This is a genomic window from Amycolatopsis sp. NPDC104863, assembly GCF_055582965.1.
Genome location: NZ_JBVJOW010000001.1, coordinates 1,869,077 through 1,892,899 on the forward strand (window position 1 = coordinate 1,869,077; position 23,823 = coordinate 1,892,899).

At 70.8% G+C, this 23,823-nt stretch carries 19 protein-coding genes; 11 read left to right on the forward strand and 8 right to left on the reverse strand.

Annotated elements, in window-relative coordinates; genetic code table 11:
- The first annotated feature begins 83 nt into the window (after positions 1-83).
- The gene (locus tag ACZ63J_RS08255) at positions 84-1,223 is read left to right on the forward strand and encodes a cellulose-binding domain-containing protein (RefSeq protein ID WP_465398619.1); all 1,140 of its coding nucleotides are present in this window, start codon (positions 84-86) and stop codon (positions 1,221-1,223) included.
- On the opposite strand, the gene ACZ63J_RS08260 is transcribed toward ACZ63J_RS08255, so the two are convergent.
- The gene (locus tag ACZ63J_RS08260) at positions 1,213-2,208 is read right to left on the reverse strand and encodes an aldo/keto reductase (protein ID WP_465398620.1); all 996 of its coding nucleotides are present in this window, start codon (positions 2,206-2,208) and stop codon (positions 1,213-1,215) included. The genes ACZ63J_RS08255 and ACZ63J_RS08260 overlap by 11 nt on opposite strands.
- Positions 2,209-2,242: 34 nt before the next feature.
- The gene (locus ACZ63J_RS08265) at positions 2,243-3,436 is read right to left on the reverse strand and encodes an AGE family epimerase/isomerase (protein ID WP_465398621.1); all 1,194 of its coding nucleotides are present in this window, start codon (positions 3,434-3,436) and stop codon (positions 2,243-2,245) included.
- 154 nt (positions 3,437-3,590) lie between these two features.
- On the opposite strand from ACZ63J_RS08265, the gene ACZ63J_RS08270 reads away from it, so the two are divergent.
- Entirely contained in the window at positions 3,591-4,652 is a 1,062-nt protein-coding gene (locus tag ACZ63J_RS08270) for a lytic polysaccharide monooxygenase (RefSeq protein ID WP_465398622.1), read from the forward strand.
- Between the two features lie 20 nt (positions 4,653-4,672).
- Here ACZ63J_RS08270 and ACZ63J_RS08275 read toward each other — a convergent pair whose 3' ends face one another.
- The gene (locus tag ACZ63J_RS08275; RefSeq protein WP_465398623.1) at positions 4,673-5,677 is read right to left on the reverse strand and encodes a LacI family DNA-binding transcriptional regulator; all 1,005 of its coding nucleotides are present in this window, start codon (positions 5,675-5,677) and stop codon (positions 4,673-4,675) included.
- A 143-nt stretch (positions 5,678-5,820) separates the two neighbouring features.
- Here ACZ63J_RS08275 and ACZ63J_RS08280 point away from each other — a divergent pair, with 143 nt between their 5' ends.
- Together ACZ63J_RS08280 and ACZ63J_RS08285 are read left to right on the forward strand one after the other, a co-directional pair.
- A complete protein-coding gene (locus ACZ63J_RS08280; protein ID WP_465398624.1) occupies positions 5,821-7,092 on the forward strand; it encodes an ABC transporter substrate-binding protein in 1,272 nt (423 codons plus the stop codon).
- A gap of 58 nt (positions 7,093-7,150) precedes the next feature.
- On the forward strand, positions 7,151-7,675 hold the full coding sequence (locus ACZ63J_RS08285) for a GNAT family N-acetyltransferase (protein ID WP_465398625.1): 525 nt from the start codon (positions 7,151-7,153) through the stop codon (positions 7,673-7,675).
- On the opposite strand, the gene ACZ63J_RS08290 is transcribed toward ACZ63J_RS08285, so the two are convergent.
- The 5 genes from ACZ63J_RS08290 to ACZ63J_RS08310 all read right to left on the reverse strand — a co-directional run bounded on the left by ACZ63J_RS08290 (position 7,672) and on the right by ACZ63J_RS08310 (position 16,271).
- Positions 7,672-8,433, reverse strand: a complete 762-nt coding sequence (locus ACZ63J_RS08290) for a GH12 family glycosyl hydrolase domain-containing protein (protein WP_465336818.1) — start codon at positions 8,431-8,433, stop codon at positions 7,672-7,674. The genes ACZ63J_RS08285 and ACZ63J_RS08290 overlap by 4 nt on opposite strands.
- Positions 8,434-8,520: 87 nt before the next feature.
- Entirely contained in the window at positions 8,521-10,323 is a 1,803-nt protein-coding gene (locus ACZ63J_RS08295; RefSeq protein WP_465398626.1) for a glycoside hydrolase family 6 protein, read from the reverse strand.
- 26 nt (positions 10,324-10,349) lie between these two features.
- The gene (locus ACZ63J_RS08300; protein ID WP_465398627.1) at positions 10,350-11,870 is read right to left on the reverse strand and encodes a cellulase family glycosylhydrolase; all 1,521 of its coding nucleotides are present in this window, start codon (positions 11,868-11,870) and stop codon (positions 10,350-10,352) included.
- Positions 11,871-11,880: 10 nt separating this feature from the next.
- On the reverse strand, positions 11,881-14,823 hold the full coding sequence (locus tag ACZ63J_RS08305) for a glycoside hydrolase family 48 protein (protein ID WP_465398628.1): 2,943 nt from the start codon (positions 14,821-14,823) through the stop codon (positions 11,881-11,883).
- Between the two features lie 452 nt (positions 14,824-15,275).
- Positions 15,276-16,271 (reverse strand): LacI family DNA-binding transcriptional regulator, encoded by a 996-nt coding sequence (locus tag ACZ63J_RS08310; RefSeq protein WP_465337464.1) that lies wholly within the window; start codon positions 16,269-16,271, stop codon positions 15,276-15,278.
- A 250-nt stretch (positions 16,272-16,521) separates the two neighbouring features.
- On the opposite strand from ACZ63J_RS08310, the gene ACZ63J_RS08315 reads away from it, so the two are divergent.
- The 7 genes from ACZ63J_RS08315 (at position 16,522) to ACZ63J_RS08345 (ending at position 23,809) form a co-directional block, all read left to right on the forward strand.
- Positions 16,522-17,823, forward strand: coding sequence for an ABC transporter substrate-binding protein (locus ACZ63J_RS08315; RefSeq protein WP_465398629.1), 1,302 nt, complete (start codon positions 16,522-16,524; stop codon positions 17,821-17,823).
- Positions 17,824-17,827: 4 nt separating this feature from the next.
- The gene (locus ACZ63J_RS08320; RefSeq protein ID WP_465336824.1) at positions 17,828-18,817 is read left to right on the forward strand and encodes a carbohydrate ABC transporter permease; all 990 of its coding nucleotides are present in this window, start codon (positions 17,828-17,830) and stop codon (positions 18,815-18,817) included.
- The gene (locus ACZ63J_RS08325; RefSeq protein ID WP_465336826.1) at positions 18,814-19,671 is read left to right on the forward strand and encodes a carbohydrate ABC transporter permease; all 858 of its coding nucleotides are present in this window, start codon (positions 18,814-18,816) and stop codon (positions 19,669-19,671) included. The genes ACZ63J_RS08320 and ACZ63J_RS08325 overlap by 4 nt, the downstream gene beginning before the upstream one ends.
- Before the next feature lie 2 nt (positions 19,672-19,673).
- Positions 19,674-21,080, forward strand: coding sequence for a GH1 family beta-glucosidase (locus tag ACZ63J_RS08330; RefSeq protein WP_465398630.1), 1,407 nt, complete (start codon positions 19,674-19,676; stop codon positions 21,078-21,080).
- A 163-nt stretch (positions 21,081-21,243) separates the two neighbouring features.
- Entirely contained in the window at positions 21,244-23,010 is a 1,767-nt protein-coding gene (locus ACZ63J_RS08335) for an IlvD/Edd family dehydratase (RefSeq protein WP_465398631.1), read from the forward strand.
- A gap of 75 nt (positions 23,011-23,085) precedes the next feature.
- On the forward strand, positions 23,086-23,394 hold the full coding sequence (locus tag ACZ63J_RS08340; protein ID WP_465398632.1) for a DUF3040 domain-containing protein: 309 nt from the start codon (positions 23,086-23,088) through the stop codon (positions 23,392-23,394).
- A gap of 22 nt (positions 23,395-23,416) precedes the next feature.
- Positions 23,417-23,809 carry a hypothetical protein gene (locus ACZ63J_RS08345; protein ID WP_465398633.1) on the forward strand — a complete coding sequence of 131 codons (393 nt, stop codon included), beginning with the start codon at positions 23,417-23,419 and terminating at the stop codon, positions 23,807-23,809.
- Positions 23,810-23,823: the final 14 nt, after the last annotated feature.

The window sequence follows — 23,823 nt, forward strand, 5'->3', positions numbered from 1 at the left end:
AGAACGCGGCCATCACCCAGGGGCGTCGTGGTGCAGGCCACGGCGCCCCTGGCCGCGTCCTCGTCCGCCTCCCGGGAGACCCGATGACCAGGTTCGCCGGCGCCCTCGGCGCGCTCTGCCTCGCCGCCGCGGGCACCACCGCGGTGGTCGCCGCCGGTCCCGCCACCGCCGCGCCGGCCTGCGAAGTCGGCTACCGCGCCAACGCGTGGCAGACCGGGTACACCGCCGAGATCACCGTGACCAACGGCGCCACCGCGCTCTCGTCCTGGACGCTCACCTGGCACCAGCCCGGGAACCAGGTCGTGACGTCCGCGTGGAACGCCACCGTCCGGCAGTCCGGCGCCGCGGTCACCGCCGAAAGCCTGCCCTACAACGCCGCGCTGCCCGCCGGCGCTTCCGTCTCCTTCGGCGTGCAGGGCACCGCCACCGGGACGAACCCCGATCCCGTGGACTTCGCGCTCAACGGCGTCGCCTGCGGTGACCCCGCTCCCCCGGTGACGACCACACCGGCCACCACGACGTCCGCACCACCGCCCGCCGGGTGCGCCGAAGCCGTGGTCTGCGACGACTTCGAGCAGCAGACCGGCGGCGCCCCGGGCGGCCGCTGGACCGTCGGCGCGGCGAACTGCCAGGGCACCGGCGCGGTCACCGTCGACGGCACGGTCGCGCACTCGGGCAGCCGGTCGGTGAAGGTCACCGGCCAGGGCGGCTACTGCAACCACACCTTCTTCGGCACGAGCGTCCCCGGCACCGGTCCGCTCTTCGGCCGGTTCTGGGTCCGGCACACCACCCCGCTGCCCGCCGGGCACGTCACCTTCCTGGCGATGCACGACTCGATCGACAACCGCGACCTGCGCGCCGGCGGCCAGAACCACGCCCTGCAATGGAACCGCGAGTCCGACGACGCGACCCTGCCGGCGCAGAGTCCGGCCGGGGTCGCCCAGAGCGTCCCGCTGCCGACCGGGACGTGGTCCTGCTTCGAGTTCGAGCTCGACGGCGCCGCCGGGCAGCTGCGGACCTGGCTCGGGTCCGCGGCGGTGCCCGGGCTGGTCGCCGACGGTGTCGCGACTCCCGACGTCGACCAGCAGTGGCTCGCGCGGGCCTGGCACCCGTCGGTGACCGACCTGCGGCTGGGCTGGGAGAGCTACGGCACCGACGCCGACACGCTGTGGTTCGACGACGTGGCCGTGGCTCCCGCGCGGATCGGCTGCGCTACCGCCTGACGATCCGGTCGATCTCGGCCAGCTCGTCGTCGGTGAACTCGAGGTTGGCCGTGGCGGCGACGGTGTTCTCCAGCTGCGCGACGCTGCTCGCGCCGATCAGCGCGGAGGTCACGCGGCCGCGGCGCAGCACCCAGGCGATGGCCAGCTGCGCCAGCGTCTGCTCACGCCGCTTCGCGACGTCGTTCAGCGCGCGGATCGTCGCCAGGGTTTCCTCGGTGAGGCGGTCGCGGGTGAGGAACGGGCTCGCGCCGGCCGCGCGCGAATCGGCCGGGACGCCGTCGAGGTAGCGGTCGGTCAGCAGGCCCTGGCTCAGCGGGGAGTACGCGATCGACCCCACGCCGTGCTCGTCGAGGGTGTCCTGGAGGCCGTCCTCGACCCAGCGGTTCAGGATCGAGTACGACGGCTGGTGGATCAGCAGCGGGGTGCCCAGCTCCGTCAGCGCGGCGATCGCGGCCGCCGTCTGCTCCGGCGAGTAGTTGGAAATGCCCGCGTAGAGCGCTTTCCCCGACCGGACGGCGGTGTCGAGGGCGCCCATGGTCTCTTCGATCGGCGTCTCGGGGTCCGGCCGGTGGGAGTAGAAGACGTCGAAGTGGTCCAGGCCGGTGCGCGCGAGGCTCTGGTCCAGGCTGGCGAGGAGGTTCTTGCGGGAGCCCCACTCGCCGTACGGGCCGTCCCACATCAGGTAGCCGGCTTTGGACGACACCAGGATCTCGTCGCGGTACGGGTGGAAGTCGGCGGCGTAGTGCCGGCCGAAGTTCGCCTCGGCCGCGCCGGGCGGCGGGCCGTAGTTGTTGGCCAGGTCGAAGTGCGTCACGCCGAGGTCGAACGCCCGCCGCAGCACCGCGCGCTGGACGTCGAGGGGCTTGTCGTCCCCGAAGTTGTGCCAGAGGCCGAGCGACACGGCGGGCAGCTTGAGCCCGCCGCGCCCGGCGCGCCGGTACGGCATGTCCGCGTACCGGTTTCCGGCGGCGGTGAAGGGCGACATGGTTCTCCTTGTCGGGAAGACGGCTCGGGCGAGTCTAGCCGCGCGGCTTCAGCGCCCCGGCGAACGACGCGGCGGGCGGCAGCGCCGGCAGCAGCGTCGCCTGGTACGCGTGGTAGATGTCCGGTTTGCCGGCCCAGACCGTCGACGCGGGCCGGTTCTCCGGGTCGAGCTCGTGGTGCCACGACCCGAGTTCCCGGTCAGCGAAACAGGCTTCGGCGTGTTCACACCACTGCGCGAACCGGTCGAGGTAGGCCGGGTCGCCGGTCTCCTGGTGCAGCGTCCACGCGGCGGCGATCGCCTCCGCGACCACCCAGTGCAGGCGGGTGCGCACCACCGGCGTCCCGGCGAAGTCCGTGGTGTAGACGAATCCCGGCCGGCCGTCGACCGCCCAGCCGTCGCGGACCGCGGTGTCGAACAGCGCCACCGCGTCGGGCACCAGCCACTCGGGCGCGCCGTCACCGAGCGCCCGCTTGAGGTGCACCGCCAGCCGCGCCCACTCGAAGAGGTGCCCGATCGTCGCGCCGAACGGGCGGAACGGGTGCGCGGGCTCGTCGCGGTTGTGGTCCAGCAGCACGTGCCACCGCGCGTCGTAGTGCTCCGGCAGCCGCCAGCCGTGCGCGCGGGCCTCGCCGTGCACCAGCTTGTCCACAATGGACAGCGCGCGGCCGGCCCAGACCGGGTCGCCGGTGACGTCCGCGGCGGCCAGGAAGGCCTCGACGCTGTGCATGTTGGCGTTGGCCCCGCGGTAGTCCTCGAGCCGCGTCCAGCCGCGGTCCCAGACGTCGGCGACGCGGCCGGGGCCCGGCTCCCAGAACCGGCGTTCGACCACGTCAAGCGCCTCGGCGAGCAGCGGTTCCGCGCCCTCGGCGCCGGCGGCCACCGCGCTCGCGGCGGCCAGGACGACAAACGCGTGCTCGTAGGCGCGCTTCTCTGACAACGTTGTCGTCGCGTACCAGCCGCCGTGGTCCGGGTCGCGCAGCAGGCCCGTCAGCGCCGCCACCCCGTGGTCGACCTGCGCTCCCGTGTCCGAGCCCTGCAGGGACGCCAGCGCGAAGACGTGGGTCATCCGGCAGGTGATCCAGGTTTCGACGGGCCGGTCGAGCACCGGGCGGCCGGTGTTGTCGAGCCAGGCGAACCCGCCGCCGGGGTGCGCCGCGCGGGCGGCGAAACCGAGCAGCCGGGCGGGTTCGGCCCGCACCCAGGCGGGAACCGATGACGGACTTTCCACGCTGTGCCTTTCTCGGTGATCGACGGCCTCCGCCAAGGTAGGCCAAGGCGTCCGGGCCCGTCACCGCGGGCTGTTCCGGAGGCGCGCCACCGCGTATCCTGACCTTGAGAGCGCTCCCAGTCTTCGACGCACGCTACCCGACGAAGGGACAGACGTGACCAGGAGACGAAGTACGATCCTCGCCGCCGTCACCGTGTTGCTGGCGAGCTTGACGGCTATCCTGCTGAACACCGGCACCGCCGAAGCGCACGGCGCCCTGATGAAACCGGGCAGCCGGACGTTCTTGTGCTGGCAGGACGGGCTCAGCTCGACCGGCCAGATCATCCCGCAGAACCCGGCCTGCTCGGCCGCCGTGGCGACCAGCGGCGCCAACTCGCTGTACAACTGGTTCGCCGTGCTGCGCTCCGACGGCGCCGGGCGCACACGCGGGTTCATCCCGGACGGAAAGCTGTGCTCCGGCGGCAACCCGGGGTACGCCGGCTTCGACCAGGTCGGCGACTGGCCGCTGACGCACCTCACCGCCGGGGCCACGTTCGACTTCTCCTACAACGCGTGGGCCGCGCACCCGGGCTGGTTCTACACGTACGTGACGAAGGACGGGTGGGATCCCTCGAAGCCGCTCACCTGGGACTCGCTGGAGGACCAGCCGTTCCTGACCGTCGACCACCCGCCGGTGACCGGCCAGGTCGGCACGGTGGACGGGCAGTACAAGTGGACGGGCGCGCTGCCGTCGGGCAAGTCGGGCCGGCACATCATCTATTCGGTGTGGAAGCGCTCCGACAGCGCCGAAACGTTCTACGGTTGCTCGGACGTCACGTTCGACGGCGGGCACGGCGAAGTCACCGGCGTCCACTCGCCGGGCACCCCGACCACGACGCCGACGACGCCCACCGACCCCCCGCCCTCGGGCGGCTCGTGCATGGCGATGTACGAGGTGACCAACTCCTGGAGCGGCGGCTACCAGGCCACGGTGACGGTCATGAACCACGGCACCACGGCCTACCGCGGCTGGCAGGTGGGCTGGACCCTGCCCACGGGCCAGACGGTCGGCAGCGTCTGGAACGGCACGCTGAGCCAGTCGGGCTCGGTGGTGACGGTCCGCAACGCCGACTGGAACGGCCGGGTGGAGCCGGACGGCGAGACGACGTTCGGCCTGGTCGTCAACGCGCCGGGGACCAACCCGGCCCAGCCGACGCCGACCTGCCAGGGCAGCTGACCGGGCGCCGGCCCCGTCCGTCAGCGGGCGGGGCCGGTGCTGCCCCGGGTGATCAGCCGGGGCCGCGACGCGCAGACGTCACCGGGGTGTTCCCCGGCGAGCAGGTCGCGCAGGACCGACGCGGCGAGTGAGCCGAGCTCGGCCAAGGGACGCCGCACGGCGGTGAGCGCGGGACGGACCAGGCGGCAGAGCGGGGTGTCGTCCCAGGAGACGACGGAGAGGTCCCCGGGCACGGAGAGGCCGAGTTCGCGCGCCGCGACGAGGACGGCCACGGCGAGGGTGTCGGTGTCACAGAGCAGCGCGGTGGGACGCGGGTGGGTGGTGAGCACCCGGCGGACCGCGCCGACGGAAGGTCCGGGATGTCCCGAGTCGGCGGTGAGCACCCGGCGGACCGCGTCGGCCGAGGGTTCGGGATGTCCCGGGTGGACGGTCGGCGCCTCGCCCCTTCGCGCGGCCGGCGACCCGAGCCGCGCCACCGCCTCGGTGAACGCCCGCTCCCGCACTCCCGCGTCCGCGAACGGCGCCGCTCCCGCGATCCGCCCCACCCGCCGGTGTCCCAGCGCCGCGAGGTACTCCAGCACCTCCCCCACCCCGGCCACGTCGTCGACCCACACCGACGGCACGCCCGGCACCCCGCCGGGGCCGCCGAGCACCACCGCCGGCAGCCCGACCTCCGCGGCATTCCGCGGCCCCGCGAGCAGCACGCCGTCCACTCTCCGCTCGGCCCGCCAGCGCCGGTACACCACCAGCTCGGTCTCCCGGTCCGGCGCGATCCGCACCAGCAGCTCCGATTCAAACCCCGCCAGCAGCGCCCCCAGCAGCAGCTCCGGCGGCCGGTCGAGCACCAGGCCGGTGACCCCGGTGCCGGCCGGCGCGGGGCCGCACCAACCCAGCCGCCGCGCGGTCTCCGTGATGCGGCGGCGGGTCTCCTCCGAGACGCCCGGCCGGCCGTTGAGCGCGTACGAAACGGCCCCTTTGGACACTCCCGCCTCCCGCGCGATGTCGGTGACCGTCGGCCGTTTCACCGGACACCACCGGAAAGCCGGTCCGTGTCCGCGCGGACACCCGCCGTCGTGCGCCTTGACACCCGGGGCTCCCGCGAACAACACTCCGTCCGGGAGCGCTCCCAGTCACGAGGGAGTGGCAGGCCAATGGGGAGTGCGCGCACATGAGGCAGATCCGAAGACGGCTGGCCTTCGCCGTCACGCTCGTCCTGCTCGTCCTGACCGGCGGGTGCGGGCCGGGCACCCCCGAAGCCATCACGCTGACCCTCGCGACCTTCGGCCAGTTCGGCTACGACGACCTGATCCCCGGCTACGAGTTCACCCACCCCGGGATCACCATCACCCAGGTCCGGACCGAGCAGGGCGGCCCGTACCACCAGGACCTGCTGGCCAAGCTGCAGAACGGCCAGCCGCTCGCCGACGTCCAGGCCGTCGAAGAAGGACACCTCGCCGACGTCCTGGCGCAGTCCGGGAAGTTCGCCGACCTGGCCGAGATCGGGCCCGCCGACGTCAAGCCCGGCCGGTGGCTGGAGTGGAAGTACGAGGCCGGCCGCAGCAAGGACGGCAAGCTCGTCGGTTACGGCACGGACATCGGCCCGCTCGCCATGTGTTACCGCAAGGACCTCCTCGAAACGGCCGGGCTGCCGACCGATCCTGGTTCGGTGAAGACGATGTTCGCGACCTGGGACAGCTACTTCACGGCGGGCGAGAAGTACGTCAAGCGCACCAAGGGCAAGGCCTGGTTCGACTCCGCCGCGCAGAACTTCAACGCCATGGTCAACCAGCTCCCGGTCGGCTACCTCGACCGCGAAGACCACTCGACGCTGGAAACGAACACCGCGCTGCGCGGCGCCTGGGACCAGGTCACCACCGCCGTGAAGCAGGGCCAGTCGGCCGGGCTCACCGCCTTCGCCGACGACGGCAACAACGGCCTGCGCCTCGGCGCCTTCGCGACCAAGGTCTGTCCGTCGTGGATGCTCGGTGTCATCGAACAGCAGGCCGGGCTGGGCAACGCCGGCAAGTGGGCGATCACCGACGCCTTCCCGGACGGCGGCGGCAACTGGGGCGGCTCCTACCTGACCGTGCCGACGTCGAGCGAGCACCCGAAGGAGGCCGCCGCGCTCGCCGCGTGGCTGACCGCGCCGGAGCAGCAGCTGCACGCGTTCCGGGTGAGCGGGAACTTCCCCAGCCAAGTCGACGCCTTCACCTCCCCCGATCTGCTCAGCGAGATGAACGGCTACTTCGGCGGCGCGCTGAGCGGGCAGGTGTTCGTCGCGCAGGCGCAGAAAGTCGGGAAGCCGCAGTACAAGGGCCCGGGTGACGGCAAGATCCAGGAGACGGTGATCGCGCCCGCCCTCGGGTCGATCGAGCGGGGCGCCGACCCGGCCGCCGTCTGGCAGCAGGTGCTGATCGGGGTGCACCGGGTGGTGCCGTGAGTCCGGGACCGGCAAAACCCGCTCGCGCGGGCCCGCCGGAGCAGGCAGGGTGCCGGTCATGACCACTCCCCTCTCCACACCTTGGCGGCACTACGACCTCCGCCGCCCGGGTCCCGAAGACCACCTGCCGGTGCTGGCCGTCCTCGACAGCTGGTGGGACGGCATGGGCGGCCCGGAAGCCTCCCGTCAGCGGGCCCTGCTGCTGCCCAAGCTGATGTTCCAGCACTTCACCGACAGCAGCTTCGTGGTGACCTCCGACGAGCGGATCGTCGCGCTCCTGATCGGCTTCCTCTCGCCGTCCCGGCCGGCGGAGAGCTACATCCACTTCGTGGGTGTCGACCCGGCCGAGCGCGGCAACGGGCTCGGCGCGGAGCTGTACGAGCGGTTCTTCGCCTACAGCCGGGCCAACGGGCGCACGACCGTGCGCGCGATCACGTCGCCGGTCAACAAGGGATCGCACGCGTTCCACACCCGGCTGGGGTTCGTCACCGAGCCGGGCCCGAAGGAGTTCGACGGACTGCCGGTCCAGCCCGACTACGACGGGCCGGGGCTGGACCGGCTGTCCTTCCGCAAGGACCTCTAACCGGACACGCTGAACGACCGCACGCCCAGCCCGGTCTGGCCCTGCCACGGTTCGAAGCCGAACTGGACGCTCGTCAGGTACCAGGCGTCGCTGATCTTGCCGCGGTTGACGCCGTCCCGGGTGAAGTCGCTCAGGTTGACGTCGAGGCTGTCGGTGCCGGACGTGCGGACGTAGGAGATGACGTTCCAGCCGATGTTGCCGAACCAGACGTTCCACGTCGCTCCGGCCAGCTGCGCCGTCCCGATGACGCTGCCGACGGGCTGCGGGGCGCCGCGGTGGTTGCCCCAGATCATCACCTCGGCGCCGGTGTTCTGCCCGGCCGGGTTGGGGTTCGGGTCGTACCAGACGTCGTAGGCCGCGTCCCACTGTCCGGCCTGGACGGTCGCGTAGTCCACATGCGACCGCAGCGAGCCCAGCGACCGGACCTGCCGGGGCAGGCCGCTGCCGCTGCTGCAGTTGCCGTAGTGGCAACCGGCGAACACCGACGGGTAGCTGCCCGGCGCGCCGTTGGTCGGCCGGTTGTGCGACGCCGTCGTGACGGTGAACCCGGTGGCGGACACCGAAAGGCACTGGGTCGTGTCGTCGCCCCAGTTGTTGTTCTGCACGATGTACTTGCCGCCCTGGATGCGCAGCGAGCCGTATTTGTCACAGAGCTGCGTGTCCGCGGCCGCCGGTGGGGCGGTCAGCACCACACCGCCGGAGAGCAGCACGGTCGCGGCTCCGAACGACGCCAGTGTGGCCCGTAGCCGGTTCTTCATGAGCGGTTCCTTCCTGGAGTGGACGGGGTGGAGACCCGGGCCGGACGGCGGCTGCGCGGCACCGCCCGGCCCGGGAGCACTGCGGGGCTACTGCACCGGCGGGTAGGCGTTCTGGACCAGCTCCTCGAACTGGGCCTGGAACCACTTGCCGGACAGCGGCGAGTTCGGCAGGGCGCCGGTCAGGTTGCCGCCGTTGGCCTGGTCGCTGCCGTGGTAGGTCGGGTCGCACATCCGGTCGAAGCCCTTGCCTTCGTCGTTCGGGATCTGCGAGCTCGCGCCGTCGGACTCACCCGGCGGCTTGATCCAGACGTAGGCGTCGAAGTGCGCCGCGGGCGACGCGGTCGGCCGCGTGCCCAGCCCGGCTCCGCTCTGGTTGCACCAGTTGCCGCGGTGCAGCCGCCGGTCGATCCGGCCGGAGTTGACATAGCTGTCCACAGTGGACCCGGACGCGCTGCCGGGCCGGGCCGAGCCGCCCCAGCCGTTGCGCGACGTGTCGATCAGCATGCCGATGCCGCTGGGCAGGCCGGCCGAGACGAACGCGTTGTACATCGCGGTGGCGAACGGCACCTCGGCGAAGTACGGGTTCCACTGGTAGAAGGTCGCCGACTTGATCTGCTGGCCGCCGACGGTCAGGTTCGGGTCGGGCAGGTTCGGCTCGGTCAGCGGCGTGTAGTTCGCCGTGTCGCTGATGAAGCCGTCGATGCTGTTCACCCCGGCCGTGGTGCCCTGCAGCGTCTGCTTGACCAGGTTGACGAACGGGCCGAAGTTGCTGTCCCAGCCCAGCCACGCCGAGTGCGCGATGTCCAGGTAGTTGTAGACGTTGGAGATCGCGTGCAGCTTGTTCAGCGCGTACTGGATGCCCTGGGTGTAGGCCCCGGTGGACTGCGCTTCGGCGCACTTGGCCGTCGCGGTGTTGGTGATCAGGTTGGGCAGCGAGTCCGGTTCGACGACCGCGACGACCCGCAGCGGCGCGTACTTCGCATCGGAGAGGATCGAGGCGATCGGGTCGATGTACTCGCTCTTGTACCGGGCCAGGCCGTTCGAGCCGGCCTGCAGCTCACCGTTGGACGCCAGCGCCGCGCAGTCGCGGTTCGGCAGGTCGTAGACGACGATCTGGATCGTCACCGGCGTCCCGCCGCTCTGCTGGGCCAGCGCCGCGTCGAGGTGCCCGCGCAGGCCGCGCGCGCTCGACGTGCCCTCGATCGCCGCGATCCGGTCCAGCCAGACGGCCGTGGAGGTGTTCGCGACCTTAGCCATCTGCGCGCCGAGCGTGCCGCCCTTGGCCGCGGCCGCCGCGGTCACCGAGGCCGACCAGTCCGGGTTCACGTACCCCTTGGCCCCGGCGTACGGGTTGTCGACGTGGGTTCCGGGCTGCGGAGTGGTTGTGACGGTGGTCGGCGTGGTCGTGGTCGTCGGAGTGGTCGGCGTCGTGGGTGTGGTGGTCGTGCCGCCCGTGGTGCCGTCACAGTGGACGCCGTTGAGCGAGAAGGAGGCCGGGACGGCGTTGTTGCCGTTGTACGACCCGTTGAAGCCGAGGCTCGCGGTCGCGTTCGTCGCCAGCGTGGGGCCCCAGCTGGGATTTTTCGCGCTGACGTGTTTACCGCTCTGGCTGAACGTCGCGCTCCAGCCCTGCGTGACCTGCTGGTTGCCGCCGAAGTCCCATTCGAGGTTCCAGCCGGACGTGATGGGGTCACCGAGGTTGGTCACCGTGATGTTCGCGGTGAACCCCGGCTCGTACAGGTTGGTGCTGTAGGTGACCTTGCAGCCGGTGGCGGCGGTCGCCGGGCTGCCCCCGGCCACCAGCAGCCCCGCGACGACCGCGGCGGCCGTCACCGAGGAAGCCACGGCGAACCGCATCTTCCTCTTCGGGGACCAGAATGCACTCTTCATCGAGTGTGCTCCTTCGTGTTGTCGGGTCAGGCGGAACAGCTGGTGGAGCCGACGGCGAAGCCGCTGGGAGAGCCGGTCGAGGCGCCGGTCGCCTGGAAGCCGATCGACGTCGAAGCGCCGCCGGCCAGGTCGGGCGCCCAGGACGGCGCCTTGGCCGTCGCCTGCTGCCCGGACTGGGTGACGGTGGCGCCCCAGCCGCCGGTGATCTGCGTCCCCGAAGGCGCGGTCCAGCCGAGCGCCCACGTCTTCAGCGGGGTGGTGCCGGTGTTCTTGAGCGTGACGGAGGCGACGAACCCGCCCTGCCACGCGTTGTCGACGTGGTAGGTGACCGCGCAGCTCACCGCGGGCGGCGGGTCGGTGGTCCCGCCACCGCCGCCGACCGGCGGGATCAGGTACGGCTGGAGGATCGCCTGCTTGGCCTGGTTGACCGTCGTCCAGTCGTCGTTGAGGATGCCGCCGGTGTCGCCGGAGTTGGGGTTCCACGACCAGTACGTGAAGCTCATCCCGGACGTGCCGGTTCCGGCGTACTTCATCAGCTCCTGCAGCCACGTCTTGTCGCGCGGGTCGGCGAGCGTGGTGCCGAACTCGCCGAGCAGCACCGGCGCGATGTTCTGCTTCTGGAGGTAGCCGAAGAAGTGGTCCCACAGCGCCGGCAGGTTCGCCGGGAACGCCGGGTCGGAGAACCACGGCTGGGCGAACACCGACGTCGCGTACTCGTGCGCCGAGTACACCAGCTTGTCCGGTTTGGACAGTCGCACCGGGAACTGCCGCGCGCCGGAGAGGTTGCCGCCCCACCAGCCGCACTGCGGGTCACCGGTGCCGCTGACGCAGTCGACACCCTCGACGATGACCAGCCAGTCCGGATTGGCGGAGAGGACCGCGTTTCCGCCGCGCTCGGCGGCGAGGCGCCAGTCGGTCGCGGTGTCCCCGCAGCCCCAGCACGCTCCCCCGCCACCCTGGATCGAGTGCGGCTCGTTGTGCAGGTCGGCGCCGATCACCGTGGTGTTGCCCTTGTAGTGCTGGGCGAGCATCGTCCAGTCGGACAGCCAGCGGCTCTCGGGGTAGGCGCTGGTGTACCAGAGCGGGGACTGCGCGCCGGAGTCCGGCCGGTGCTGGTCGAGGATCACGCGCATGCCCTTGGTGCCGGCGTACGCGATGATCTTGTCGAGCACCTGCAGGCCGGAAAGCCCTTGCAGGTCGGGGTTCTGGACGGCGTCGATGCTGTTCGGCTTGACGCCGGGGTCGAAGAGCTGGTTGGAGTAGGGCAGCCGCAGCGTGTTGTAGCCGAGGCCCGCCATCTGGTCGAGCATGTCCTTGTAGTTGCGGCTCCACAGGCCGTGCGGCGAGTAGTTGCCGGTCTCGGCGCCGAACCAGTTGACGCCGGTCATCCGGACCGGCGTGCCGGTGGCGTCGACGAGCTGGGCGCCGGACGCGTGCCAGTAGCCGGTGCCGGTTCCCTGGAGCGCGGGGGCCGCGGCGGCCGGGGACGCCGTGAGAACGGCGCCCCCGACCAGTGCGGCGACCGCGAGGGCGAGCAGTCGCTTCATCGAATGCCTTTCAGCCGAACAGGGCGACGTGGGCGGCGAACGCCGTGGCGATCTCCGACTGCGCCCAGAACCGGTGGTAGGTGAACGTCGGCGCGGCGCCACCGTCCAGATAGGACTGGACCTTCGGCCACTGCGGGTCGCTCTTGTAGAAGGAGCGGATCGAGGTGAACGTCGAGCCGGCGCTGATCGGGTCGCCGTTCGGCATCGTGCCGGTCCAGCCGGAGGGCACGTACAGGCCCTGGTCGGTGGTGGCGTTGTAGGCGTCGTCGAACCGGTTGTAGTCCGTCCGGGTCTCCGGCACCGCGATGCCCTTGCTGTCGGTGTTCGCCGAGAGCGCCGTCAGCAGGCTCTCCCCCACGGTCTTGGCCTGGGCGTTGCTCGAGCCGGCCGCGTAGTAGAGGAGCGTCTTGGCCAGCGAAGCCGCGACCCCGACGTCGTTGCTGTAGTTCTTCACCGTGACGTGCAGGCTCGTGTTCGAGCCCGGGCTGGTGGCGTTCCAGGTGTCCGGCGCGCCGCTCCAGCCGAGGTCGGCCGGGATCTGGAAGCTGCCGCCGGCGCCGACCGTGGTGTTCGCGATCGCCCACGGGACCCACTTGTCGAGGATCTTCTTGGCCCGGGCGTCGTTCGTGGCCTGGTAGTACTCGGCGATGCGTTCCATGCCCCAGGTCTGGAAGCCGAACCACTGGTTGCTCGGCGGGTCGTGCCAGACCGGCTGCTGGTCGTAGAACATCCCGTAGAACGTCGGCGTCCCGGACGGCGGGGTGCCGTACTGGCCGTCCCAGCTGTTGGTCGCGCCACCGGCGAGGCCGCCTTCGGACGACTGGAGCCACTGCAGGAACTCCAGCTGCCGGCCGAGGCTGGTCGCCCAGTCGCTCGCGCCGGTCGCCGACGTCACCTTCAGGCCCGGATCCGCCGACAACGCGTACGCGGCCAGCGGGTTCTGGTAACCCTGGTGCGCCGCGCCGTCACCGATGCGCCACGCCCAGGCGTTCTGGTCGAGCGAGCCGCCCCAGGCGTAGTACCAGGAGACGAGGTAGTGCTCGCTGTCCTTGCCGGTGCCGGCGGGGCAGCTGCTCGGGTTGACGCAGTTGCCGATCTTCTTGAAGTACTTGTCGAACAGCGAGTACCGGAGGTAGTCGCCCATCTTCGACGCCTTCTTCACCACCGCCGCGACATCGGCGCTCTTGCCCTGCGCCTGCGCCCACTTCTCCGCCTGGAAGGCCACCTGGACGGCGCGGGCGTCCGCGTCCGGCGCGTCGGTGTACTTCCACTGCTTGGCGTAGGCGGAGTCGCCGGTGAACAGGTCGAGGTAGCCGTTCTTGCCGCCGAACTTCAGGGTGTCGCAGCTGGGCTGGGTGACGGTCTCCCAGACCGACTCCTGCGAACCGCGCTGGAAGGTGTTGATGAACGCGGGCGCGGTGTTCGTGCCGTCCTCGCAGTGGCCGAACTTGTAGATGTTGTCGACGTCGAGCAGCCAGTGCATGCCGTAGACGTCCGCCGAGCCGTAGGCCGCCTTCAGCTCGGCCGCGATCGGGTCGCTGCCGACGGAGACGCCGGTCTGCAGCTGCGAAGGGTAGGACTTCGGGCTCGGGTACTCGGCCGCGTAGGTGGCGGGCTTGCTCGCGTTGTAGCCGGAGTTGCCCGGCTGGTCGGCCGCCGACGGGATCGCGTACGTCTCGATCGACGTCCAGGCCTGGTTGAACGGCGACCAGTCCCCGGTGATCCGCCCGTAGGACGCCTCCAGCCACAGGTAGTAGCTGAACGCCTCCGACGTCGTCTCGTGGCCGTGGTCCGGGGCCTCGACGATCAGCGTCTCGATCGAGTGGTAGGGCACCAGGATGTTCCCGAACTTGCGGAAGTAGCCGTTGTTCGGGTCCTTGATCTTGTTGTACTGGGTCAGGAACGCGAGCTGGTAGTCCGATGTGGACGACGAGATCTCGGTGACCGTGACGGTGGCCGCGGTGTAGCCGGTGCCGCTCGCGGTGAAGGTGGCGCTGCCCAGCGCTCCCCCGTTGTCGGCGCTCTTCACGGTGACGTTCTGCGGGGTGCTCCAGTTCGCCGTCGTGAAGGTGAGGCTCGTCGGGGTCGCGGTGAGGTCGGTGCTGCCCGCCGTGCGGGCTACGCCGACGGTCACCGAGCTCGTCGGCGCGCCGGCGAGACTGACCGCGAACGTGGTTGTCCCGCCCTGCTTGACCTGCGTGGTCGCCGGGGTCGCGACGATCGTGGGTCCGGAAAGGACTTTCACGCTCACCGGGCTCGACGACGTCGAGGCGTTCTTGTTGTCGTAGGCCTTGGCCGTGATCGAGTACGTCCCGGCGGGGACGTTCGCCCAACTGCCTTCGAACGGCGCGGTGGTGTCGGTGGCCAGCAGGCTGTCCCCGGCGTAGAACTCGACCTTGCTCACCGTGCCGTCGGAGTCGGCGGCCGTGGCGGCGAGCGGGATCGTGGCCGGGGCGTAGTAGGTGCCCGACGACGTCGGCGACGTCAGGCTGACGGTCGGGGCCTTGTTGGCGCCGGTGCACGCGGTGCCGTTGACGGAGAAGTCGGTGGGCGGGCGGTTGGCGGAGCCCTTCGAGCCGTTGAAGCCGAAGCTCGTGCTCGCCCCGGTGTCGAGGTGGCCGTTGTAGGAGAGGTTCGTCGCGGTGACCGCGGCGCCGGTCTGGGCGAAGGTGGCGCTCCAGCCCTGCTGGACCTTCTGGCCGTCGAGGAAGGTCCAGCCGACCTTCCAGCTGTCGAGCGGCGCGCCGTCGTTGCGCAGCGAGACGTTCGCGGTGAACCCGGTGTCCCAGTCGTTGGTGGTGTAGGTGACGGAACAGGCGACGTCGGCGGCGAGCGCCGAGGAGGGGACGACCAGCGCGGCGGTGAACGCGACCACGGCCGAGGCCATGGTCAGCGCGCGGCCGCGTAACCAGCGCGTTCGGCGCACAAGGCGCCGTCGGGGAGAGGAACGCATGGCTGCGGAACTCCTTTGTCCGTAGGGAGCCAGCGATCTGGGAGCGCTTCCAGGCGCAGACGGTAGCCAGCCGGAAACGTGGATGTAAAGAATCGAGTCAGAAGGACACCGCGGGCGCGGACGTCACATCCGTGCTCCCGGCTCGCACCGGCGCACTGAACGCTCCTGAACAGCCGCCCCCGATGGTCGCCCGTTCACTCGTCCGGCCCAGCACCGCGGTCACGCTCAGTGCCAAGGAAACACCGTTTAGCGCCAAAGGCGTGCACCTCAGGCGGGATCGCTCCCAGCCACCGGCGCCCCCGGCCGTGTCGACCCTTCAATCACGCGTGTCGACCCTTCAATCACGTGAGTCGACCCTTCAGACACATGAGTTCGCCGGTCGGCCCGTGCGGGAAGGGTCGACACGCGTGATCAGGAGGTCGACACGCGTGATTGGGGGGTCGACACGGGGGTCAGCTGGAGGCGCGGACCGCCAGGGAGACCGGGAGGATCTGCTGCCGCGGCTTGAGGTTCTGGTCGTCGAGCAGCTGGATCAGGGTCTCGACCATCGCGTGGACCTGCTCGCGCGGGTCCTGGTGGACCGACGTCAGGGGTGGGTCCATCGCCGGGGCCAGGGTCGCGTTGTCGTCGAAGCTGACGACCGCGACGTCCTCCGGGATGCGGCGGCCGGCCGCGTCCAGGGTGCGCAACGCGCCCACCGCCATCATGTCGCTGGCGACGAACACCGCGTCGAGGTCCGGTTGCCGGGTGAGCAGGGCCGACATCGCCGAAGCGCCGCCGGCCAGCGTGAAGTCGGCCTCTTCGGCCAGGTCGGCGGGGTCGAGGCCGGCGTCGAGGAGGGTCTTGCGCCAGCCGGCGAGCCGGTCGATCGGGGCGCTCTGGTCCTGCGGCCCGGCGATGGTGCCGATCCGCCGCCGTCCGGCCGCGACCAGGTGCTCCACGGCCAGCCGGGCGCCGCCCTCGTTGTCGAAGTCGACGACGTGCACCCCGCGGCGGATGCCGGCCGCCTGCCCGCCGAACACCACCGGGATGCGCAGCAGCCGCAGCGCCTTGGGCAGCGGGTCGGCGCGGTGCGGCGCGAACACCAGCGCGCCGTCGACGTGCCCGCCCTCCAGGAACCGGACGGTCTTGCTCAGGTCCTCGCGCGTGTCGCTGAAGATCAGCACCATCTGACGGCCGACGTCGGCGAGCTCGCGGTAGCCGGCCCGCATGACGGCGGTGCGGTACGGGTCGTCGAGCAGCCGGGCCTCCGGCTCCGACAGCACCACCGCGATCGCCCCGGTCCGGCGGGTGACCAGCGACCGCGCCGCCTGGTTCGGGGAGTAGCCCAGGTCGCGGGCCGCGGCGAGGACCTTCTCGCGCGCCGCCGCGCTGACGTACGCGTCGTCGTTCAACGCGCGCGACGCCGTCGACCGCGACACGCCGGCGAACGCCGCGACGTCCTCCAGTGTCGGCCGTTCTTCATCCCCTGCTCGAGGCCCCACGCCTACCGCCCTCGCTCCCGCCACCACCTGTACGCGGACAGCTTAACCGGCACTCGTGCGCAAAGTCCGGGAGCGCTCCTCGCAGGAAACGCTCCGGTTACGACCCCTTGACACCGGTCGAGGCCCCAACCAGACTCTGCGACACCTGGGAGCGCTCCCAGTCCGGCTCCCAGCAGTAGGAGCGCTCATTCCCGTCAACAAGGTGGTTGGACACGTGAGAACGATCCGGAACGGCCTGGTCCTGGCACTGGGCATCACGATGACGGCGCTCGGCGCCACGGCCTGCGGTGGCGGCGGTGACGAAACCCCGGCGGCAGCGGGTCCGAACGAGCACGTGGACCTCACGCTGGCGACGTTCACCGAGTTCGGCTACGAGGCCCTCATCCCGGAGTACGAGCGGCTGCACCCGAACATCAAGATCACCCACCGCAAGACCGGCCAGGGCGGCCCGTACCACCAGGACCTCATCACCAAGCTGGCCGCCGGCTCCGGTCTCGCCGACGTCTCCGCGGTCGAGGAGGGCCACCTCTCCGACGTCCTCGACAAGGGCTCGAAGTTCAACGACCTGAGCAAGATCGGCCCCGCCGACGCCTCCCCCGACCGCTGGCTCGGCTGGAAGTACGACGCCGCCAAGACCAAGGACGGCAAGGTCATCGGCTACGGCACCGACATCGGCCCGCTCGCCATGTGCTACCGCAAGGACATGTTCGCCGCGGCGGGCCTGCCGACCGACCCCGAGGCCGTCAAGCCGCTGTTCGCCAGCTGGGACAGCTACTTCTCCGCCGGCGCCGACTACGTCTCGAAGACCAAGGGCAAGGCCTGGTTCGACTCGGCCGCGCAGAACTTCAACGCGATGGTCAACCAGCTCCCCCAGGGTTACATCGGCTCCGACGACAAGCTCGCCGTCGAGGGCAACCAGGGCATCAAGGACGCCTGGACGAAGGTCACCGACGCCGTCGCCAAGGGCGAGTCGGCCAAGCTGACCGCGTTCAGCAACGAGTGGAACACCGGCTTCAAGCAGGGCGCGTTCGCCACGAAGGTGTGCCCCGCGTGGATGCTCGGCGTGATCAAGGAGCAGGCCGGCCCGGAGAACGCGGGCAAGTGGGCGGTCACCGCGGCCTTCCCCGGCGGCGGGGGCAACTGGGGCGGCTCGTACCTGACCGTGCCGACGCAGTCGAAGCACCCGAAGGAAGCCGCCGAGCTGGCCGCGTGGCTGACCGCGCCGGAGCAGCAGATCAAGGCGTTCCAGGCCAAGGGCACCTTCCCGAGCCAGGTCAAGGCGCTGTCGGACCCCGCGCTGCTGAGCCAGACCGACGCCTACTTCGGCGACGCGAAGGTCGGCGAGCTGTTCGCCGAGCAGGCCAAGAAGGTCCAGAAGCCGCAGTACAAGGGCCCGGGCGACGGCCAGATCCAAGAGAACGCCTCCAGCCCGGCGCTGCAGGCGGTCGAACAGGGCAAGTCGGCGGCGGACGGCTGGCAGCAACTGGTCGACTCGGCGAAGAAGATCACCCGCTGACCTCATGACCGTCATCGACAAGGTCGCGCCGGAAGGGAGTACGGCCGGGAAGCGAGTGTCTTCCCGGCCCACCTTCCGGCACAAGCTGAGCCGGTGGGACGTCAAGGTATCGCCGTACCTCTACGTCGCGCCGTTCTTCGTCGTGTTCGGGATCGTCGGGCTGTTCCCGCTGCTCTACACCGCTTACGTCTCGCTGTTCGATTGGAAGGCCGGGGACGACAACCCGGAGTTCATCGGCTTCGACAACTTCAAGGAGCTGTTCGCCGACAGCCAGTTCTGGAACGCGCTGACCAACACGATCAGCATCTTCCTGCTCTCCAGCGTCCCGCAGCTGATCATCGCGGTGCTGCTGGCGGCGTTGCTCGGCGCCCGGCTGCGCGGCGCCACCGGCTGGCGCGTCGGCATCCTGCTGCCGTACGCCGCGAGCCTCGTCGCGATCGGCATCATCTTCGCCAACCTGTTCGGCCCCAAGTACGGGCTGATCAACGGCGTGCTGCAGACGATCGGGCTCGACCCGGTCGACTGGCAGGCCAGCCGGTTCGGCAGCCACGTCGCGATCGCGATCATGGTGAACTGGCGCTGGACCGGCTACAACGCCCTGATCGTGCTGGCGGCGATGCAGGCCATCCCGAAGGAGCTGCACGAGGCGGCGTTGATCGACGGCGCGGGCACGTGGCGCCGGTTCACAGCTGTCACCCTGCCGCTGCTGAAGCCGACGCTGGTCTTCGTCACCATCACCTCGACGATCGGCGGCCTGCAGATCTTCACCGAGCCCAAGCTGTTCGACGCCCTGCCGGGGTCGAACAACGGCGGCTCGACCAACCAGTTCCAGACCGTGACGCTGTACCTCTACCAGTCGGCGTTCGAGAACTACAACCTCGGCTACGCCTCGGCGATCGCCTGGGTGCTGTTCGTGATCATCGTGCTCATCGCGCTGGTGAACTTCTTCCTCACCGGCCGGCTCGCGCGGACCCCGGCGGTGAAAAAGAAATGACCACACTCCAAAGTGGACTGCGCAAGTCCGTCGCCACGCTCGGGAAACCGCGCAAGGCGACGTACATCGTCCTGGCGATCTTCGTGCTCGGCTCCCTGTTCCCGTTCTACTGGTCGTTCCTGGTGGCCAGCCGCGACAACGGGATGCTCACCGAGCGCATCCCGCCGTTCGTGCCCGGCGGCAACTTCTTCGCCAACGCCGCCCGCGTCTTCGACACCGTGCCGTTCTGGAAGGCGCTGGCCAACAGCGTGATCGTGTCCGGCACGGTCACGCTCACCACGGTGCTGTTCTCTTCGCTGGCCGGGTTCGCCTTCGCGAAACTGCGCTTCAAGGGGCGCAACGGGATGTTCGTGTTCATCGTCGTCACGCTCGCCGTGCCGACGCAGCTCGGCATCATCCCGCTGTTCATCGCGATGTCGGAGCTCGGCTGGGCCGGCGGCCTGCAGGCGGTGATCGTGCCCAACCTGGTCACCGCGTTCGGTGTCTTCTGGATGCGCCAGTACACAGTGGACGCGCTGCCGTACGAGCTGATCGAGGCCGCGCGCGTCGACGGCTGCAGCATGATCCGGATCTTCTGGAACGTCTGCCTGCCCGCCGTGCGCCCGGCCGCGGCGATCCTCGCGATGTTCACGTTCATGACGTCCTGGAACGACTTCCTCTGGCCGCTGGTGGTCCTGGACGCGGGCAACCCGACCGTCCAGGTGGCGCTGGAGAAGCTCCAGAGCGGTTACTACGTCGACTATTCGCTGGTGCTGGCCGGCACGACCCTGGCCACCATCCCGATCCTCATCGTCTTCGTCCTCCTCGGCCGCCAGATCGTGGCCGGGATCATGCAAGGTGCCGTGAAAGGGTGACCATGTCCGTACATCCCGACAGCGTTCGGGCGGAGACCGCGTCGATGTTCCCGCCCGGCTTCGTCTGGGGCGCCGCCACCGCGGCGTTCCAGGTGGAAGGAGCCACCACGGCCGACGGGCGCACCGACTCGGTCTGGGACGTCTTCGCGCGCCGTCCGGGTGCGGTCGTGGGCGGCGACACCGGCGACCCGGCCGCCGACCACTACCGGCGCTACGGCGAAGACGTCGACCTCATGCGCCGGCTCGGCCTCGGCGCCTACCGGTTCTCGCTGGCGTGGCCACGGGTCCGCCCGGACGGCGGCGCCCCCAACACCGCCGGGCTCGCCTTCTACGACCGCCTGGTCGACCGGCTCCTGGAGGCCGGGATCCAGCCGTGGGCGACGCTCTACCACTGGGACCTGCCCCAGGCGCTGGAGGACAAGGGCGGCTGGACGGCGCGCGACACCGCGTTCCGGTTCGCCGACTACGCCGAGACGGTGCTCGCCCGGCTCGGTGACCGCGTCGCCAGCTGGTCGACGCTCAACGAGCCGTGGTGCGCGGCGATGCTCGGGTACGCGGGCGGCATCCACGCGCCCGGCCGCACCGACCACCCCGCCGCCGTCGCCGCGACGCACCACCTGCTGCTGGGCCACGGGCTGGCGATGGACGTGATCCGCCGGCACGCGCCGGGCGTCCCGGCGGGCATCACGCTGAACCTCTACCCGGTCGTCCCGCACGACCCGGCGAACGTCGCCGACGTCGCCGCGTGCCGCCGCATCGACGGGCTGCAGAACCGGCTGTTCCTCGACCCGGTGCTGCGCGGCGGCTACCCGGACGACCTGGTCGCCGACCTCGCGCCGTTCGGGCTGGGCTCGGTCGTGCGGGACGAGGACGCCGCAGTCATCGGCGCGCCCGTCGACTGGCTGGGCGTGAACTACTACCGCGACTACCGCGTGGCGGGCCGCCCGGTGCCGGGCAGCGAGCCGGCGGGCCCGGAGTGGGTCGGGGCGGGCGACGTCCACTTCGTCCCGGACCCGGCGGCAGCACACACCGACTCCGGCTGGGAGGTCCAGCCGGCGGGCCTGACGGAGTCACTGCTGCAGGTCCACCGCGGCTACCGACGGGTGCCGCTGTACATCACCGAGAACGGCGCGGCATACCCCGACGTCATCTCCGACGGCGGCGACATCGTCGACACCGACCGAGTGGCATTCCTCGACTCCCACCTCCGAGCAGCGCACGACGCCATCGCGGCGGGCGTCGACCTACGCGGCTACTTCTACTGGTCACTGCTGGACAACTTCGAGTGGGCGGAGGGCTACGCAAAGCGGTTCGGCCTGGTCCACGTCGACTACACAACCCAGCAGCGCACCCCGAAGCAGAGCGCACACTGGTACTCACGGGTGATCGGGCTGAACGGCCTGGGCTGACGAGGACCCAGACCCCCTCCCGCACCCCGATCCGAAGCCAGAACACGGCCGACGGCACCGGGTCAAGGCATCTTTCCCGCCTTGACGCGGCGCCGTCGGCCGTAGTCACAATGAAGGCTTCGGGGTGCCGGAAGGGCCCTACACCTATGCCAAACTGGCCGGTATGGGACTGCGCAGCGAAGCTTGGTTCAACAACCCGGCCGACCCCGGAATGACGGCGCTCTACCTCGAGCGGTACATGAACTGGGGCCTGACCAGGGAAGAGCTGCAGTCCGGCAAGCCGATCATCGGCATCGCCCAGACCGGGTCCGACCTCTCCCCCTGCAACCGGCACCACCTGCAGCTGGCCGACCGCACCCGGGAAGGCATCCGCGAGGCGGGCGGGATCGCCATCGAGTTCCCCGTCCACCCCATCCAGGAGACCGGCAAGCGCCCCACCGCCGCGCTGGACCGCAACCTCGCCTACCTCGGCCTGGTCGAGACGCTCTACGGCTACCCGATCGACGGCGTCGTGCTGACCACCGGCTGTGACAAGACGACCCCGGCCTGCCTGATGGCCGCCGCGACCGTCGACCTCCCGGCCATCGTGCTCTCCGGCGGGCCGATGCTCAACGGCTGGCACAACGGCGAGCGCACCGGCTCCGGGACCATCGTCTGGAAGGCCCGGGAGCTGCTGGCCGCCGGCGAGATCGACGACGCCGGGTTCATGGAGCTCGTCGCGTCGTCCGCGCCGTCGCCGGGGCACTGCAACACCATGGGCACGGCGTCGACGATGAACGCGCTCGCCGAAGCGCTCGGGATGAGCCTGCCCGGCTGCGCGGCCATCCCGGCGCCGCACCGCGACCGCGCGCGGATGGCCTACCGCACCGGGCTGCGGATCGTCGAGATGGTGCGCGAGGACCTCAAGCCGTCGGACATCCTGACGCGCGAAGCGTTCGAGAACGCCATCGTGGTGAGCTCCGCGATCGGCGGCTCGACCAACGCGCCCATCCACATCGGCGCGATCGCCCGGCACATCGGCGTCGACCTGCCGCTCGAGGACTGGCAGCGGCTCGGCCACGCCGTCCCGCTGCTGGTCGACCTGCAGCCGGCCGGCAAGTACCTCGGCGAGGAGTTCCACCGCGCCGGCGGCGTCCCGGCCGTGGTGCACGAGCTGATGCGGCACCGGCTGATCCACGAGGACGCCGGCACCGTCAACGGCCGCACGCTCGGCGACAACTGCCGCGCCGCCGAGGCCGGCGACCGCGACGTCATCCGCACCTTCGACACGGCGCTCACCGGGGACGCCGGGTTCCTCGTCCTCAAGGGCAACCTCTTCGACGCCGCGATCATGAAGTCCAGCGTCATCTCCCCCGAGTTCCGGCGGCGCTACCTCGCGGGCGGCGTCTACGAGGGCACCGCCGTCGTGTTCGACGGCCCGGAGGACTACCACGCCCGCATCGACGACCCGGACCTCGGTGTCGACGAGCACTCACTGCTCGTGATGCGCGGCACCGGCCCGCTCGGCTACCCGGGCTCGGCCGAGGTGGTCAACATGCGCCCGCCCGCCGAGCTGATCAAGCGCGGGGTGCACGAGCTGCCCTGCCTCGGCGACGGCCGCCAGTCGGGCACGTCCGGGTCGCCGTCGATCCTCAACGCCTCCCCCGAGGCCGCGGCCGGCGGCGGGCTCGCGGTGCTGCGGACCGGCGACCGGGTGCGGATCGACCTCTCGGCCGGGACCGCGAACGTGCTCATTCCCGGCGAAGAGCTCGCGCTGCGGCACAAGGAGCTGGCAGAGTCGGGTGGGTACCCGGTGCCCGAAGCGCAGACACCGTGGCAGGAGATCCAGCGCTCGATGGTCGACCAGCTGTGCGACGGCATGGTGCTGCGCCCGGCCGTGACGTACCAGCGGATTGCCGCCACGAAGGGCATCCCCCGCGACAACCACTGATTTTCCCGCCGAAAGACCGCTTCGGCCGGGCGCGGAGCGGGTACCACTTCGATAGCCGAGGCGAGGAGGCCACCCATGCTGCCGGAGCGAGAACGCCACGCCCTTCGCGAGATCGAAGCCGGGCTGCAGGCGAGCGACCCCGCGTTCGCCGCCGCCTTCAGCGGCCGGCGGCCACGCCGGGTCACCCGGGCGAACCTCCTGCTCGTCCTCTGCGACGTGACGGCGGTCGTGATGCTCGTCGTCGGTCTCTTCGCCCGCGACGCCGCCCTCGTGCTGTGGGGCACGGTCAGCGCGGGCGCGCTGGTCGCCTGGCACATCGCCCGCAGCGAGAAGACGCACAAGTCCACCGAGGGCGACACGACCCCGACCGCCGACTCCCACTGAGCAGGCGGCCGGTAGGTCCACAGTGGACTGTTCGGCCGCCTTCGCCGCGCCCGCGACCGCCTCGGCCATCGCGGGCACCAGCGCCTCGTCGAACACGCTCGGCACGACGTGCCCCGGCTCCAGGTCCTCCCCCACGACGTCGGCCAGCGAGCAGCCCGCGGAACATCCCGGGGAACGCCGGCACGTTGTTGATCTGGTTGGGCTGGTCGCTGCGGCCGGCCGCGACGATCTCCGCGTGACCCCGCGCCGCCCGGGGTCGACCTCCGGGTCCGGGCTGGCCGGCGCGAACACGATCGCGCGGTCCGCCATCGCGGCGACGTCGTCCGGTTCGAGGAGGCCACCCGCGCTCACCCCGACGAAGACGTCCGCGCCGCGCAGGGCGTCCTGCACACTGTCGGCGACCCCGGGTGTGTAGTGCTCGGCGAGGTC

Coding starts and splice junctions, on each gene's coding strand:
- ACZ63J_RS08280 (WP_465398624.1), top strand. CDS start 5,821: ATGAGGCAGATCCGAAGACGGCTGGCCTTCGCCGTCACGCTCGTCCTG.
- ACZ63J_RS08335 (WP_465398631.1), top strand. CDS start 21,244: ATGGGACTGCGCAGCGAAGCTTGGTTCAACAACCCGGCCGACCCCGGA.
- ACZ63J_RS08325 (WP_465336826.1), top strand. CDS start 18,814: ATGACCACACTCCAAAGTGGACTGCGCAAGTCCGTCGCCACGCTCGGG.
- ACZ63J_RS08340 (WP_465398632.1), top strand. CDS start 23,086: ATGCTGCCGGAGCGAGAACGCCACGCCCTTCGCGAGATCGAAGCCGGG.
- ACZ63J_RS08290 (WP_465336818.1), bottom strand. CDS start 8,433: ATGAAGAACCGGCTACGGGCCACACTGGCGTCGTTCGGAGCCGCGACC.
- ACZ63J_RS08320 (WP_465336824.1), top strand. CDS start 17,828: ATGACCGTCATCGACAAGGTCGCGCCGGAAGGGAGTACGGCCGGGAAG.
- ACZ63J_RS08255 (WP_465398619.1), top strand. CDS start 84: ATGACCAGGTTCGCCGGCGCCCTCGGCGCGCTCTGCCTCGCCGCCGCG.
- ACZ63J_RS08330 (WP_465398630.1), top strand. CDS start 19,674: ATGTCCGTACATCCCGACAGCGTTCGGGCGGAGACCGCGTCGATGTTC.
- ACZ63J_RS08285 (WP_465398625.1), top strand. CDS start 7,151: ATGACCACTCCCCTCTCCACACCTTGGCGGCACTACGACCTCCGCCGC.
- ACZ63J_RS08305 (WP_465398628.1), bottom strand. CDS start 14,823: ATGCGTTCCTCTCCCCGACGGCGCCTTGTGCGCCGAACGCGCTGGTTA.
- ACZ63J_RS08260 (WP_465398620.1), bottom strand. CDS start 2,208: ATGTCGCCCTTCACCGCCGCCGGAAACCGGTACGCGGACATGCCGTAC.
- ACZ63J_RS08295 (WP_465398626.1), bottom strand. CDS start 10,323: ATGAAGAGTGCATTCTGGTCCCCGAAGAGGAAGATGCGGTTCGCCGTG.
- ACZ63J_RS08300 (WP_465398627.1), bottom strand. CDS start 11,870: ATGAAGCGACTGCTCGCCCTCGCGGTCGCCGCACTGGTCGGGGGCGCC.